This window comes from Bradyrhizobium sp. USDA 327 (genome assembly GCF_041262065.1).
GTDB lineage: Bacteria > Pseudomonadota > Alphaproteobacteria > Rhizobiales > Xanthobacteraceae > Bradyrhizobium > Bradyrhizobium liaoningense.
This window is the reverse complement of record NZ_JBGCCW010000001.1, coordinates 260,494-274,542: the sequence shown is the minus strand read 5'-3', so window position 1 is coordinate 274,542 and position 14,049 is coordinate 260,494. Positions and strand designations below refer to the sequence as shown.

Genomic DNA, 14,049 nt, shown 5'->3' with positions numbered 1-14,049 from the left:
GCACGCTCTTAGTAAGCTCCTGCAGAACAAAGGAATTGCTCCGGCACGCGGCTTGCTACGTTGAGGACGTCATCACCAATCGTCGTGCGGTGATCTTCGGAGCGGCCCCGGCTCGTTATTGGGGGCCTGGTGCTCCGACGATTTGCCGTGCGGCGATACTTAGCGAGCGCGACTACAACTCGGGAAAGTTCAGGGCAATCTTTATGCGATCAAGAGTTCTCTTTTTGGGGGCTGCGACCATGGCGATCGCCACAACGGGTACATCTATGGCGAACCTCGGGCGAGAAGCCCTGCCACCGTCGGTGTGGAACTGGTCCGGAGGCTACATTGGCGGGCATGTAGGCGGCGGGTACGGTCGAACCTCTTTCACCAATCCGTTCGGCCCACCGATCTACGGCGACGTCGTCGATATTCCCTCCTTCGTCGCAGGTGGCCAAATCGGCTACAATTGGCAGAACAATAGTTGGGTGTACGGCCTCGAACTGGATGCCAGCGCAGCTGTCGCGAGCGGCTCAAACACCTGCCTCGCAGCCTCAGACTTGATTGTAAGCGCAAACTGCAACGCAGCTCCGAACCTCTTTGCGACCGGGACCGGTCGCATCGGTTACGCCTTCGGCTCGCTCGGGCAAACGCTTGCCTATCTCAAGGCAGGTGCAGCCTGGCAAAATAATCGAGGCGACATCGTCAACAACTTTGAAGGGGGCGACCTGCCACAGGAGAAAACCCATTTCGACTATGGCCAAGTTGGTGGCGTCATCGGGCTCGGTGTGGAGCAAGCCCTTACGCCTTCATGGTCGGTGAACGTCGAGTATGACTATCTGCATTTTGGCGGGCCGAGCGTCGCGACCGCTTCGACCGCGAAGTTATCTCCGTCTACGATTTTGCCGGCGAGCACGACCAGCCTGTCCAGCAACTATCACATTGGGAAAATTGGTCTGAACTACCACTTTGGTGCGGACCCAGAAGCCGCACCAAAGTCCGATTCGCCGCTGCATGCGAGATCAGCCGGCAGCGTACCAGCCATTCCCTACACGTCCGGTTGGTCGTTCGAAGGGGGCTCGCGGCTCTGGCTGAGCCGGGGAAGATTCCAGTGGGATCAAAGCGCAGTCCCGTATGGCTGGCCTGAAGACCCCAGCATACTGATTTCCAGGCTCACTTATCATGCACTGGACGGACTTTCGGGGGAGGTATTCGGCCGTGTCGACAGTCCCTGGGGAGTGTTCTTGAAGAGTAGCCTTGGTATCGGGTTCTTCAACAAAGGGAAATCGAACGATGAAGATTGGCTGCCCCACGAGGGATACCCCTACCTAAATACTCGTTCAGGTGAGTCAAACGGGCGATTTGCATATTACACGGCCGACGCCGGTTACGATGTCCTGCGCAGTACGAACTACAAGATCGGCGGATTTATAGGCTGGGCCTATTACAGCCAGAGCTCAGACTCGAGGGGTTGCGTTCCGCTCACAAATCCGCAGGACTTTTGTCGTATCAAGCCGAGCGACGATAGGATCGTTGGCAGCCAAGATACTCAATGGAATGCGCCTCGAATCGGCTTGAGCGCCGAAACTATGCTGACCGAGCGCTGGCGCCTGAATGCGGACATCGCTTACCTGCCCTGGACCGACTTCAAGGGCCGCGATAATCATCTCTTGCGCAAAAAGACCACCTTTAGTGAGCAACACGGCAATGGTGGCGGCGGCGTCCAGGTTGAAGGCCTTCTGTCCTACTTTGTCACCAACAATATCAGCCTAGGCGTTGGAGGCCGCTATTGGGCCATGTGGACGAAAAAGGAAGCGGACTCCGCGGACTGCGGAAACGGCTGCGGCTCGCTAGGATTTGCGAACTACAGCATGGAACGGTGGGGTACGTTCTTCCAGGCGTCTTACAAGCTCAACTAAGGGCTTCACTGTTACGAGGCTCCAAACTGCAGATGCTTAGGGGCCGTTCTGAAGTTCGCTGATGGCCCCAGTCCTCGGCGCCCATTCGCCGCCGAGGACTATGTCGCGATCACGCCTGTACACCGGCTTGCTTCGATTGCAAACCGCCCGCATGGACAAGGCGAGCGCAACTCCGCTCGCGAACCGGAGCTCGTTTCTGGTGATAAGAGCTCGATCCGTTGACCCGGAATTCGCTCCAAAGCCGATTCCGCGCACCATTGCGAAGGCGCCGACCGACCGGGAAGCCGCGGCCGTTGTCTCATCGCGCGGCGGCCGGAGGCGGGCGCAAAGTGCCTGGCGAAAGATCAACGGCTTATTCACCGAGGGGAGAGTTGAACGGCTGGCGGTCTGCAACGGACGAGCCGCTCACAGAGGAATTCAAGCCGTGGGTACACAGCGTCGGTGAGGTTCTGCGCGAGGATCCATCCAGCGCAACGACTCGGGCAGTATTGCTTGGCGAGCTACCCGCCCTTGCATCGCCACGCGAACTCACGCGGGTCATTTCCTTTCATGTAACAGCAGAAGATCACCAGATGGAATGCGAGCCGCGCGTCCTTGCCCCCGATCACCAGACGTGACCAAGGATTCCAGACCGTCCTGATTCCTACACTCCCCGCTATGGCCCGGTCGTCTGCCCCTGCTGGGACCTTCATGAGCAGCATCATCCGACATCAAATTCAGCTTACTGATCGTGTGAAGGGCGAGCGCAAGTTCAGTTTTTGCAATCTGCTCATCGTATTTGCCTGCACTTTGGTGCCACCCCCACGGGCAGATCCTCGGCGCTAGAAGTGAATGCGGCCCAATTGGCTGGGGGAGACTAAAGGCAATCGGCATTCGGCCACTTTTCCTCGCCAGCCAAACACGTAACCGGCGGCAGGGCGCCGAGCCCGTATGGAAGGCGCGCCCCCACGATTCCTAAATTCCGCAGCGGGATCTCTCCTGGGCAATCCTGACCGCGGCGAGCCCCAACATCACGTCGCCGGTGAACCCGAAATGGAGACGATAGAGCCACCAGATTGCGCAGCACCGGTCAAGATCGGACAAGGCTAGCCCGCGCCTAATTGCTGCGAGCATCCGCGCCATGGGCTTCATTCCGTGGATCATGTGGAAGCCTCGGCGTCTCGGGGCCGGCGCTCGCCATTCAATGACTTTCCGGGCGGTGGCGGCTCGCTGTCCGGCGCGTGCACCTGCAATAGATTGGGAGCTGAGATTGATGTTCGCCATGACGTTCTTTTCCGGTTTTTGAGGCTGGTTGCACACGCCTATGTGCATGCGATCTTGCGTGACTCTACGGTGGAGCTACTGCTTGCAGAACGCCCAGATTTGGTAGTGTTAAATTGACACGATTTCCTCGACAAATACGCTCACGCAATCCCACTGCTACGCAAAGCGACTGCGCCACTTGCGACGGTCCTTGCGGCTAGGCGATCTTTGCTGCCACCTCCTTGAGAATACCTTCGCGTCCGCCAAGACAATCCAGCCTCGCACTTGCAGGGCCTCCGCCGTTTCCAAGCAAGTGCTCAACGGGCACCGGTTTCTGCCCAATTTGCCGAACCCAGCCGACATCGAGCGCTGGCTTGCGGCCGAGCCCCGTTTGCCCTGGTAATTCTCGGTCACCTCGCGAAGCACCGCCCCGAGCAGTTCGGCCGCGGCACACCGTCGTGCAGCGCTCACGGGGATCCCTCAGACGCAAAGCAGCCGAGAAGACGATCATCCCGCGCACGGCTAACAGTGCGGCGCTGGCCGGTGATCCCGGGACCGGGGCGCGGCGGCGTGCCTTGGGCACTCCGCGACGCACCCCGGTTCTTCCGATCCCGCGCGCAATGGTGCAACCTCGGACTGGCCCACAGCCGGAGCTGTATCGGTCAAGCGCCAGCAACATCCTCGAGTGAAGCAACACGGCGACAATATTGCCGGCCGGATGACAGGTCGGCACCACGCAGACGAATGGCCAGGATGACCGTGCATCTCGAGCGCTGCCAGCGGGCCCGATGATGCGTACCCGCTGGCGGCTCGAACAATCCACTGCTAAGCGATGAACCGTCTATCCAGGTAAGGACAACCAAAGTGACCGCACGACTCAGACCCAGCGCGATCGGCTCACCGTCAAGTTGGTCTCATACCCGCGTAAGCTTAACGAATCCTCCTTCGGCTAGTTCGGCTTTGTAGGCCCGTCCGTTAAGATGGATGGTCGTGGGGCTATTGGCGGTCGGCATGAAACCTTCTTCGCGCAGCTTGTCTATGAGGGCAGGTGTGGCCCATTGCTGTGGTAGCGGCCTTCCATAGCGTCGGTTCTCCGCGAAGAAGGCTCCGAAGTCCGGTACCCCCGCCCGGCCGGCCCCAAGCACTTGGTCTTCCGCAGGGTTATGAACAAGAAGAACGCGATTACACTCATCCAAACCGGCCGTGTAGCGGTGACCCTGGATTTCATAGGTCATTGTCGGCTGGTCCGAGTCCGGCAAGAGACCCCGGTGGAACAGCCTATCGACCATCGAGTCAGGGGCGATTTGCGAACCGTGTGAAAATCTCTGGGGAGCGGCGAAGGAGACATCTACCGCTTCCTCAGGTGCGGCAGACGATGATGGTCCAGCTTCATTCATGATCTCGCTGAACAAATCATGATCTTCCTGTGTCCAGACGTGCGCTGTCGGTGATTCTGGTGAACGGGCATTATCGATCGGGCTTGGAGCCATAAAGCCCTCCTTTTTGTTAAGAGACCAAAGGCCTCTAGAATATCTCCCAGAGGGAATGAGCTGAAGTTCGTCACGAATTCCGGCATGGGCAGCTTCGTCATCAAGAGGCCAAGTTCGAGTGTTAGAGAGGCTGGCTTTCGAGAAGCTGACAAAGGTCGAAGAAGAAAGACAAACTCGCGGCTGCATCTACCACGTCTGATGCGATCATCTCCGATCCTGAACTCATTCCACCTCAACTCGCGGTCGGCGCGCAGCTCTGCGTCCTGCATCGTTTCATCTGACGGAAAGCTCGTTAGGAGGTCAGGCGACGCTGACCGCAGCCAGCCCCAGTCCCATACCGAACATGTGCATTTCGATCTCTGTCCGCGACCAGTTGTTCTGGCCTGCACTTGAGCCTATGCTTGGTCCGATAAGCAGAATGACCGCGATAGCCGGGCCAACGCGAGAACAGACGAGAGCGCGATCTGAGAGTCCGGCAAGAGCGGAGCGATCTGTTCACCTGATTAAATGAAGAAAGAAATCGCTCAGACGCAAAGCAGCCCAGACGATCATCCCGCGCACGGCTAAAGGTGCGGCGCTGGCCGATGATCTCGGGACTGCGGCTGCCGCTGCGTTTAATGCGCACTCCGCGATGTCCCCAGTGCGTCCGATCCTGCGCGCCATGATGCAACGTCGGACAGGCCGTCAGCCGGAGCTACATCGGCCAAGCTGAGATTTTCATCGTCAGATGAGGCAATACGATCCGCCAACTTTATCCGGCTGCTATTGATGCTACGCGTCATGCAGATGGCGCTCGCGCCTTGTTGTTGGAAAAGAGGATTCACTCGTGTCCTGATTAAGACAAATCGTTGTAATTGTTGGCGAAGCCGCCGCTGAAATGGCCGTCTTCCTCTAAGCGTCCGCTGGCGAAGAAGCGTAGCCGTTTCTTGCTTGCCCGCCCGGGCACACAAACGCTAGCTTCTGCGTGTGGCGCTATCGATTAGCCTTAGCAGCTCTCCACATGGTTGACCAAGATGGGCGACTCTGAAGCTCGCGCTCACCTAACGACTTGAGATCGGCATTCGTCGGTGTTGCGGCCGAACAGCTGGGCCTTCTCACGTCCTGGACGACGCGCTCGCTCGGGCGATAGCCAAGATGCAAGCGAGCGGCGCGGAACGCATGACGGCCTCGGTCCTGATGGTCGCCAGACCCAAGCGGCTCGGGGGAAAGCGGTTTGCCCGTCCGCTGGCGATCCGGCCGCGACGGAAAGTGGAGCACTGGTGAATGGTGATCTTGCTCGCGCGCAAGAGACCGCCTCGGGCGCGTTGATTGGCAGCATCGTCTAGGCGATGACGCAGCCCCGACTGGCTGTTTAAGGAGCGGACGCAACGCGTGACGCTGAGGTGGCTCGCGTCCTCGTCGATCATGTTCGGCGCCAGCCAGTCTTGTCGCAAACCCGCCACAGCAACGTAATGTCTGCGGCGCCCGACAACTGCACCAGGTTCTCATATTTCTCTTACCGTAAGCGACGTTCGCGTCCCACTCGCAAAGGTTTGGCGTGGGGATTGCAGTCTGTTGATCAACGTGTTTGCAAATCGCTGGCGGGGGGTATGGAGGCGGCAACGACGGAGAATTACGAGGTGCGGCCGAACGACCAGGGCAGGAGCTCGTCGATCCGGGACTGCGGGTGACCGGTTGCGATCGCTTTGAGCGTCGCTTTCATCCAGACGTAGGGCTCCACGCTGTTGATTTTGCAGGTGGCGATGAGCGAAGCTATGCGCGCCCATGAACGACCACCTTCGTCGTGACCAGCAAATAAACTATTTTTACGCGTCAGAGTCAGCGGCCTGATTTGATTTTCGACGGGATTGGTGTCCATCTCAACGCAACCATCGTCGAGAAACAAGGTGAGGCCATCCCAATGGTTCAGGAGATAGGCGATCGCCTTGCCCATCTCGCTGCCCGGCGACAGGCGAGCGGCTTGCTCGCGCAGAAACCTCTCGAGTTCAGCGACGAGCGGCCGTGATCGCTCGTTACGGGTCGTTTGCCGAGCCGGGGCGTCGGCGCCACGGATCTCCTTCTCGATCGCATAGAGTGCGGCGATGCGCGCGAGAACGGCTTCGGCGATGGGTGAGCCGGCTTTCGGAGTCGCTGCGATGATCTTGCGCCTTGAGTGGGACCAACATGCGGCCAGCCGCAGCGGCACGCCGCCTTTGCGCTTGGGCCGTGCGAGCCGATGATAGCCCTGGTATCCGTCGACCTGAAGGATGCCGTCGAAGCCCTCGAGGAGAGGGTGTCAGTAACTCGGTGTAAGATGGTTTCTGTGAGTTTACCTTTGACAGGAGACTCACATGGCTACGGATTTTTCACCTGAGATTTTGGACCAGCTTCTTGCCGGGGGCAGCCTCAAGCCAGAAGACTTAGCCGGCGAAGACGGGCTTTTCAGACGACTGAAGAAGGCGCTTCTGGAGCGCGCACTGGGTGCGGAGCTGACCCACCACCTTGGCTATGAGAAGGGCGACCCGGCGGGCCGCGGGTCGGGCAACAGCCGCAACGGCACAAGCAGCAAAGCGCTGTTGACGGACGACGGCGAGATCGAGATCGAGGTGCCGCGCGACCGCGCCGGCACGTTCGAACCGGTGATCGTCGCGAAGGGCCAGACCCGCTTCGACGGCTTCGACGAGAAGATCATCAGTCTCTACGGGCGGGGCATGACGGTACGGGAGATCCAGGGCCATCTGGCCGAGCTCTACGGCACCGAGGTGTCCTCCGATCTGATCAGCAAGGTCACCGACGCGATTCTCGACGAGGTCCGCGAATGGCAGAGCCGGCCGCTGGAAGCGATCTATCCGGTGGTCTTCTTCGACGCGCTCAGGGTCAAGATTCGCGATGAGGGGATGGTCAAGAACAAGGCAGTCTACGTCGTGCTGGGCATCACTGCATCGGGCGAGAAAGACGTGCTCGGGCTTTGGATCGAGCAAACCGAAGGCGCCAAATTCTGGCTCAAGGTCATGAACGATCTGAGGAACCGCGGCGTCGCCGACATCCTGATCGCCGTCGTCGACGGTCTGAAGGGCTTTCCCGAGGCGATCAACAGCGTCTTTCCCAAGGCGATGGTCCAGACCTGCATCGTGCATTTGATCCGCAACAGCCTATCCTTCGTGTCCTGGAAGGATCGCAAGGCGATCCTTCCCTCGATCAAGGCGATCTATCATGCCGAGAATGCCGACGCCGCTCTGCTCAGGCTCGAGGACTTCGAAGCCGAGTGGGGCAAGCGCTATCCCGCGATCGGGGCGGCCTGGCGCCGGGCGTGGGAGCACGTCATTCCGTTCTTCGCCTTCGCGCCGGAGATACGCAAAATGATCTATACCACCAACGCGGTCGAGGCGCTGAACCGTTCGCTGCGCAAGATCATCAAAACACGCGGCAGCTTCCCCAACGACGAGGCGGCGATGAAGCTGCTTTACCTCGCCATCAGAAATGCCGGCATCCATTGGCGACGACCGGTTGCATGGACGGCCGCAATGGGCCAGTTTGCCATCCAGTTCGGCGAGCGCTTTGCAGGCTCAGCGGACTGACCCCATGGGGTCAGTCCGCTGACCCCGCAAACCCCTCACAGAGACGCTCTTACACAAAACTTCTGACACTCCCCTCGAGGATGCGCTCAGCAGCTTCCAGTTCAGCCCTTCAAACAGCGCTTCGAACTGCACGCGCGTCAGATGCATGACGCCGTCGCTGATCTGCGGCCACTCGAAACGACCATCGCGGCCAAGGCGCTTGTAGACCAAAACGAGGCCCGTGCCGTCCCATAGCAAAATCTTCAGCCGGTCGGCGCGCTTCGAACGAAAAACCACGATCAGGCCCGAATGCGGATCGAGCCCAAGCGTGTTTTGCACAAGACCGGCCAGCGCGTCGTGCCCGCACCGGAAGTCAACAGGACGCACAGCAAGCACAATCCGCAGTCCCTGCGCCGGAATGATCATGCGCCGCGCTCGATCGCAGTCACGATCTCCGCGATCCGCACCGCCGACACGTCCGCATCCAGGCGGACCGAAACCTTGCCAATCGTAATCTCGACGGGCCCTCGCTCTTGCCTGACGCCACTGGATCGCTCAGCTCGATCGACACGAAATCCGCCGCGTCGTCCGTGACCAATGCGAGCCGGCCAGCACGCGCCAATCTGCGCCACGTCGTCAACTGCTGGGCCTTCACACCATAACGCCGTGCGACATCACATACCCGGGCGTCGGGCTTCATGCTCTCGAAAACAGCGCGCCCCTTGATCTCCGCAGACCATAACCGGCATCCAGAACGCGTCCGGCGCGTAAGCTTCCCCACAAAGCCATCAGCTTCGGCTTCCTCCCCCGATTGTTCCATCGCCTTCAGTCTCCTCTCGGCTCTCTGACAAGCCAAGGATCGCAGAGCGAAAGCCGAAGCGAAACCAGTCAATCAAATGGGAGAAAAGCTCCGCTTACCTCTTACCGGCCAGGCCTGGGATCAGACCAGAAGTCAAATCGGCCCAGAAAGGCAGGCATTCTTATTGCAGACGTTACCGTGAGGTTTGTAGCGACGCGCTTCAGGCTACATGTGGACAGGCGCAATGGCCGTGAAGGACGAGTTCGGGCAAGCGGACTGCAACTTTGCGCGACCGGTGTCTGGTGGAAATGTTCGGGCCAGGGTTCGCGCTCCAGATCAGGTTGAGGATGGCGAGGCAATTAACTCGAGAGAGGCTGGAGCCGGTCCCCAGTCCGGCAGACGAAGGCTTAACGCGCCGGGCGGTGTTGGGCGCCACCATCGGCAATATGCTCGAATTCTACGACTTCGGCACCTATAGCTTTTTCGCAATACAGATCGGTCAGGCGTTCTTCCCGGCAACCGACCAGTTCGCCAGCCTCATGCTGTCACTCGGAACCTTCGGCGCGGGTTTTGTGACCAGGCCAATCGGGTCCATCGTGCTCGGCTCCTATTCGGATCGGGTTGGCCGCCGGCCTGCCATGACCGCCAGCTTTGCTATGATGAGCGTCGCGGTCCTATTATTGGCCATTACGCCATCGTACGAGACAATAGGATTTGCCGCTCCGTTGCTAGCCATCTTCGCACGCTTGCTGCAGGGCTTTGCTCTCGGAGGCGAAGTCGGTCCAACGACAGCCTACTTGATGGAAGCGGCACCAGCCAAAGCCCGCGGTCTTGCTGTCTCCTTTCAGCCCGCGAGCCAACAGGTCGCTGCGACGGCTGGAGCGTTGGTTGGAGAAATACTCTCGCTCACCATGACAAGTGAGGCGCTCAATGCATACGGATGGCGGATCGCGCTGTTGCTCGGCGCCGTTACTTTGCCGTTCGGACTTTGGCTGCGGAGCGTCCTACCCGAAACGTTTCTCCGCCCGGAGGCGCCGGTTCTGGTCACCCGGCCTGTAAGGCGATCGCCCGCCGCTCGCCGCATCATGAGCTTGGGATTCGTCATCTTGGCCAGCTGCACGATCACTACTTACGTTACGGGATATATGACCACCTACGCCTTGAACACCCTCCACGTATCCGCGCCTCTCGCCTTCGGCGCCACGCTCATCAGCAATATGGCAGGCATTGCTGCGGCGCTGTTGGGCGGCCTGCTCGCCGACCGCGCAGGCCGCCGGCGCATCATGATATGGCCGCAGGCAGCTGCGTTGCTGATGATCTATCCGGTATTCTTGTGGATTGCAGAGAGCCGCAGCGCCTTCGCACTTTTAGGAGGCCTCGGCACGCTCACCCTTATCGGAACGGTTCCGTATAGCGCCTTCTACGTAAGCATGGCCGAGAGTTTGCCCAGGAACATTCGTGGTGGCGCCTTCGGGACGACTTACGCTTTTGCCATAGGCATTTTCGGAGGCACAGCTCAACTGGTCGTCACATGGCTGATCTACTTGACCGGGAGCGCACTCGCGCCCGCCTGGTACATGCTTTTCGCGAGCGCGGCCGGGCTCTTTGCCATGGTGATGATGCCGGAGACGGCGCCACTCAATTTCGAGCGAAACCATAGACGAACATCTGTAACGGCACGATCGCCGCCCTAGTAGCTTAGCCGAACAGGTAAGGATGACATCTGTGACGTCCGAAATGCGAACATCGAGCAGGAGCACGGTATGGGGCTAGCCCGAACAGCAATCTATCCTGAAAACTGGCGCAGCTTGACATCGTGAAGGAGTTCCGGCCGTAACGGCAGCGTCGCGGTCTGAAACGGCTTTCTCCGTTTACCCAACGTTCGCCGATGCTGCAGTTGAGCGATCGGGCTGCCGTCACCCGCCGGCTGGAGTGAGCAATGACTCTGATCATCTTTAGAGAACAAGAAGGCGCGGCTCGCACCATCCGCCAGCGTAAACGAACGGCATAAGGATGCGGCCGCTGACGGAGCAGCGGCCGCACGAGGCTCGATCCTCATTCTCTGCTTGATTGTTTTCCGTCGTCAGTGCAGCACGCACGCGGGATCGGTCAAGCAAAAAAACAGATCGCAGATACCATTCAATGGGTCATCGGCGCACTGAGGATACGATGTATCGGCTACCTGCACGCTGGAGGTGAGCGGTTGCGCGGCAACTTCTGCAGCAAATGGAGGTACCGCCGCGGTCGCAAGTGCGAGGGCGCTCGCCGTCACCAAAACTGACTTCTTCATTGGGAGATCGCTTCCCTAGGTTAGCCCCAGCCGTGGTGACGGTCTATATGACGACGCTACAATCGGTAAAATTGATTTTCTTGATCAGATCTATCGACCGAATGGATAAGTTCGGCCATCACCGCATCGCTCCGTCTACCCGCTCGGAACCTGTAGACCTACTTATGATCGGATGCTCGTCGCACCTCCGTCGATGCATTTCTCGGAGCACCCGACTAGGGTCTGTTTGGATTCAGGATTGAACTTCCCAGCCGGAACGATTCAAACTCAATCCGCTGCAGAAATGCCGGGGCCAAACACCTAGTTTTCCGTTAATTTCTCGGCGTCAGCTTACGGACAGCTAAGCTGCTTATCTGCGGAGTCAGGTCTAACGACCTGAAACACAATGCAACCGGCATAGGAGTGTGGTCGTCATGGACGATCGAGTTAACAATATGTCGCATGTTCCATCCTACGATGAGTATCATTACGCTAGCCCGTCTTATTCGTAAAGGACCGGCTCATGCGTCGGCTTTGTCAGCTTTCTGTCAGCTCGTCCAAATAGTAGCTCGTTGTGATGAGAACCAATTACAACAACTGGCCCTCCGACGGGCAAAGTGTGGACCAGCAGCGCGATGCGCTGGCCGGCACTTCTGGCGCAGATGGTGCTGCTTTTACGGCCGCTTTAGCTGCTGGACCAGCGTCTTCCGCTTTTGACAAGAGGACAGGTGTGTCAGTCCGCCTACACAGAGTAAGTAGCAATATTGGCAACGCCCAAAGTGTTTCTTTGTTTACTGATGCCAATGAACGCAATAAGGTGGGAGCGATGACCGTGGCGCCGGGGCGCAACAGTTTGCGAATTCTCAGCATAGAAAATCTCGGCCGGTCGAGGTACAAAGGGGTCGGGACGGCTATGATTGAAGTCGCCGATCATACTAGGCAGTCCGCGGGCCTTTCCAAGCTATCCCTTCTCTCTCAAGATGAAGGAGCTTCAGCATTTTTCTACAAGAAGGGATTCCGGTTTGCGGACGAGGGCAAGAATGCGGAAATGCGGACTGTCATTTCCAATCCACGATACGTCTCAGATGAAATTCTTATGGGCGAGATGGAGCGCTAGCCCGTCTTATTCGTAAGAGTGCGCCTGAGGGCTGGCGAGCGTGGTGTAAAGCGCTGATGCGGCGTAGGATTCGGTTGCGAAACCCCATCACCTTAAACCACGCCCGCCATGACCGATGATACGATTCTGCCATCCTCGTTTCCAGCCGTTCACGCCAAGAAAGTCACAGCTGCCTTCGATGGCGGTCGATCCACGTCTACGACACGGATAAGAGCCGGCCCGTGGCCGTCGTGCTGCGGCCCGGCAAGACGCCGGGCGGCGTCGAGGTGCGTGCCCATCTGCGCCGCCTGGTACGGCATATCCGCACGCGATGGCACAACACGCAAATTACGTTCCGTGGCGACGGGCACTATGCCCGGCCGGAGGCAATGGCGTGGTGCGAGACCAACGGCATCGACTACATCTTCGGTCTGTCCGGCACCAAGCCTCTCGCCAGAAAAGTCGACGAGGTCGCCGACGACATCCGCACCCGACGCGCCATCGAGAACCTGCCGGTTCTGCGTGGCTATACCGAGACCCGCCACAAGGCAAAGTCCTGGGATCGCGAACGGCGCACTGTCGCCCGTATTGAGGCGGCGATGCTCGGCCTCGACATCCGTTTCGTCGTCACCAGCCTCGATGTCGGCTCGGCCGAGTGGATCTACGACAGCCTGTATTGCGCGCGCGGCCAAGCCGAGAATCTGACAAGCTGCATAAGTCACAGCTCGCCTCCGACCGCACCAGCTGCCGTTCGGCGCTCGCCAACCAGGTCCGTCTCGTGCTCCATACGGCCGCTTATTGGCTGATGCTGACCCTGCGCGAGGCCATTCCCAAAGTCCGGGAATTGGCCGCTGCCGAGTTCGCGACGCTGCGTCTTCGGCTCTTGAAAATCGCTGCCCGTGTGGTCGAGACCACGAGCCGCATTCGCCTTGCGTTCGCCGCGGCCTGTCCGGAAGCCGACCTGATCCGCTGCTTGCCAGGTGCGCTGCTGCCGCTCGGTCCTTGACCGGCGGGGCGTCCGCCCCCCGTTCGCCCAACCTATACCTCAAGCGCGTTGCAAAGTACGGGTCGTCAGGCGGTGAAAAGCCGAAGGCAATCCTGTGCGCCTCGTCAGACAAGATGTTCGGCCGCATCAATCGGGCCCCAAAGCCGCACTCTCACGAATAGGACGGGCTAGCATTGTTAGGAGGTTTGTGCATGTGCACATGATGCGCGCCGACTCGAACGACGGCCAGGCGCGGAGACGTGACCATAGGAGACGTCCGTGAAATCTTGGACGGACTTCGCTGCAGGCTCTCCGATTGATCGATATCGTACAGATTCGTCGCACTCTCAGGATTGCTGGCTTCTTCAAGAATGCAGGAGCTTTGAATGAAGGATGGGGAATGCCATGGGTGTGCTGGTTTCCGCTCGATCTCGCCCACCGTTCCGATTTGGTGTCGCCCGCCATGCCCAATCGCTTTTCTTAGCTGCGGCTGAAGTTCGTGCATGGTTTCCTCGGCGCGCCCGGTGCTGCTGCTTCTTCCTCGCACGTGCGTCAGGCATTTCCTGGCATTGGACGGGGTCTTCTCGGCATAACGCATTGCAAGCTCGTCAGGCTCCAAGCTCTTCTCAGGCAATTGCAGACGCGACAACCACAAGCAGTTCTGCCCGCAGCAGCCCATTACCCTTGCCGTCCCACCAAGCCTGGTAGGTGCGATCACGGGTCGTTTCGGGGAT

General features: G+C 59.2%; 9 protein-coding genes and 2 pseudogenes. 5 read left to right on the top strand and 6 right to left on the bottom strand.

Annotated features, from left to right (window positions below):
• Positions 1-239: 239 nt before the first annotated feature.
• Positions 240-1,898, top strand: coding sequence for an outer membrane beta-barrel protein (locus tag ABIA42_RS01255; RefSeq protein WP_370115777.1), 1,659 nt, complete (start codon positions 240-242; stop codon positions 1,896-1,898).
• Positions 1,899-4,054: 2,156 nt separating this feature from the next.
• Here the strand turns inward: ABIA42_RS01255 and ABIA42_RS01250 are convergent.
• Both ABIA42_RS01250 and ABIA42_RS01245 read right to left on the bottom strand, forming a co-directional pair.
• The gene (locus tag ABIA42_RS01250; RefSeq protein ID WP_233465590.1) at positions 4,055-4,816 is read right to left on the bottom strand and encodes a hypothetical protein; all 762 of its coding nucleotides are present in this window, start codon (positions 4,814-4,816) and stop codon (positions 4,055-4,057) included.
• A 1,426-nt stretch (positions 4,817-6,242) separates the two neighbouring features.
• Positions 6,243-6,887 (bottom strand): annotated as a pseudogene (locus ABIA42_RS01245) (IS66 family transposase); the annotation flags it as partial.
• A 73-nt stretch (positions 6,888-6,960) separates the two neighbouring features.
• Here ABIA42_RS01245 and ABIA42_RS01240 point away from each other — a divergent pair.
• Positions 6,961-8,187 carry an IS256 family transposase gene (locus ABIA42_RS01240; RefSeq protein ID WP_370112649.1) on the top strand — a complete coding sequence of 409 codons (1,227 nt, stop codon included), beginning with the start codon at positions 6,961-6,963 and terminating at the stop codon, positions 8,185-8,187.
• On the opposite strand, the gene tnpB is transcribed toward ABIA42_RS01240, so the two are convergent.
• Together tnpB and ABIA42_RS01230 are read right to left on the bottom strand one after the other, a co-directional pair.
• Complete coding sequence (tnpB, locus tag ABIA42_RS01235) at positions 8,176-8,592, bottom strand: IS66 family insertion sequence element accessory protein TnpB (protein ID WP_370115779.1); 417 nt, start codon at positions 8,590-8,592, stop codon at positions 8,176-8,178. The two genes, ABIA42_RS01240 and tnpB, sit on opposite strands and share 12 nt — an antisense overlap.
• A gap of 19 nt (positions 8,593-8,611) precedes the next feature.
• A complete protein-coding gene (locus tag ABIA42_RS01230; protein WP_231088534.1) occupies positions 8,612-8,866 on the bottom strand; it encodes a transposase in 255 nt (84 codons plus the stop codon).
• A 446-nt stretch (positions 8,867-9,312) separates the two neighbouring features.
• Between ABIA42_RS01230 and ABIA42_RS01225 the strand changes: the two genes are divergently transcribed.
• Positions 9,313-10,659: a citrate-proton symporter gene (locus ABIA42_RS01225; RefSeq protein ID WP_174719444.1), complete on the top strand. Its 1,347-nt coding sequence runs from the start codon at positions 9,313-9,315 to the stop codon at positions 10,657-10,659.
• 389 nt (positions 10,660-11,048) lie between these two features.
• On the opposite strand, the gene ABIA42_RS01220 is transcribed toward ABIA42_RS01225, so the two are convergent.
• Positions 11,049-11,255, bottom strand: a complete 207-nt coding sequence (locus ABIA42_RS01220; RefSeq protein WP_011084669.1) for a hypothetical protein — start codon at positions 11,253-11,255, stop codon at positions 11,049-11,051.
• 556 nt (positions 11,256-11,811) lie between these two features.
• Here ABIA42_RS01220 and ABIA42_RS01215 point away from each other — a divergent pair.
• Together ABIA42_RS01215 and ABIA42_RS01210 are read left to right on the top strand one after the other, a co-directional pair.
• Positions 11,812-12,351, top strand: coding sequence for a GNAT family N-acetyltransferase (locus tag ABIA42_RS01215; RefSeq protein WP_014498653.1), 540 nt, complete (start codon positions 11,812-11,814; stop codon positions 12,349-12,351).
• A gap of 188 nt (positions 12,352-12,539) precedes the next feature.
• Positions 12,540-13,336, top strand: a pseudogene (locus tag ABIA42_RS01210) (IS1380 family transposase); the annotation flags it as partial.
• A 151-nt stretch (positions 13,337-13,487) separates the two neighbouring features.
• On the opposite strand, the gene ABIA42_RS01205 reads toward ABIA42_RS01210, so the two are convergent.
• Positions 13,488-13,913: a hypothetical protein gene (locus ABIA42_RS01205; protein ID WP_223153745.1), complete on the bottom strand. Its 426-nt coding sequence runs from the start codon at positions 13,911-13,913 to the stop codon at positions 13,488-13,490.
• Positions 13,914-14,049 lie beyond the last annotated feature (136 nt).

Coding starts and splice junctions, on each gene's coding strand:
- ABIA42_RS01255 (WP_370115777.1), top strand. CDS start 240: ATGGCGATCGCCACAACGGGTACATCTATGGCGAACCTCGGGCGAGAA.
- ABIA42_RS01250 (WP_233465590.1), bottom strand. CDS start 4,816: ATGCAGCCGCGAGTTTGTCTTTCTTCTTCGACCTTTGTCAGCTTCTCG.
- ABIA42_RS01240 (WP_370112649.1), top strand. CDS start 6,961: ATGGCTACGGATTTTTCACCTGAGATTTTGGACCAGCTTCTTGCCGGG.
- tnpB (WP_370115779.1), bottom strand. CDS start 8,592: ATGATCATTCCGGCGCAGGGACTGCGGATTGTGCTTGCTGTGCGTCCT.
- ABIA42_RS01230 (WP_231088534.1), bottom strand. CDS start 8,866: ATGAAGCCCGACGCCCGGGTATGTGATGTCGCACGGCGTTATGGTGTG.
- ABIA42_RS01225 (WP_174719444.1), top strand. CDS start 9,313: ATGGCGAGGCAATTAACTCGAGAGAGGCTGGAGCCGGTCCCCAGTCCG.
- ABIA42_RS01220 (WP_011084669.1), bottom strand. CDS start 11,255: ATGAAGAAGTCAGTTTTGGTGACGGCGAGCGCCCTCGCACTTGCGACC.
- ABIA42_RS01215 (WP_014498653.1), top strand. CDS start 11,812: ATGAGAACCAATTACAACAACTGGCCCTCCGACGGGCAAAGTGTGGAC.
- ABIA42_RS01205 (WP_223153745.1), bottom strand. CDS start 13,913: ATGCGTTATGCCGAGAAGACCCCGTCCAATGCCAGGAAATGCCTGACG.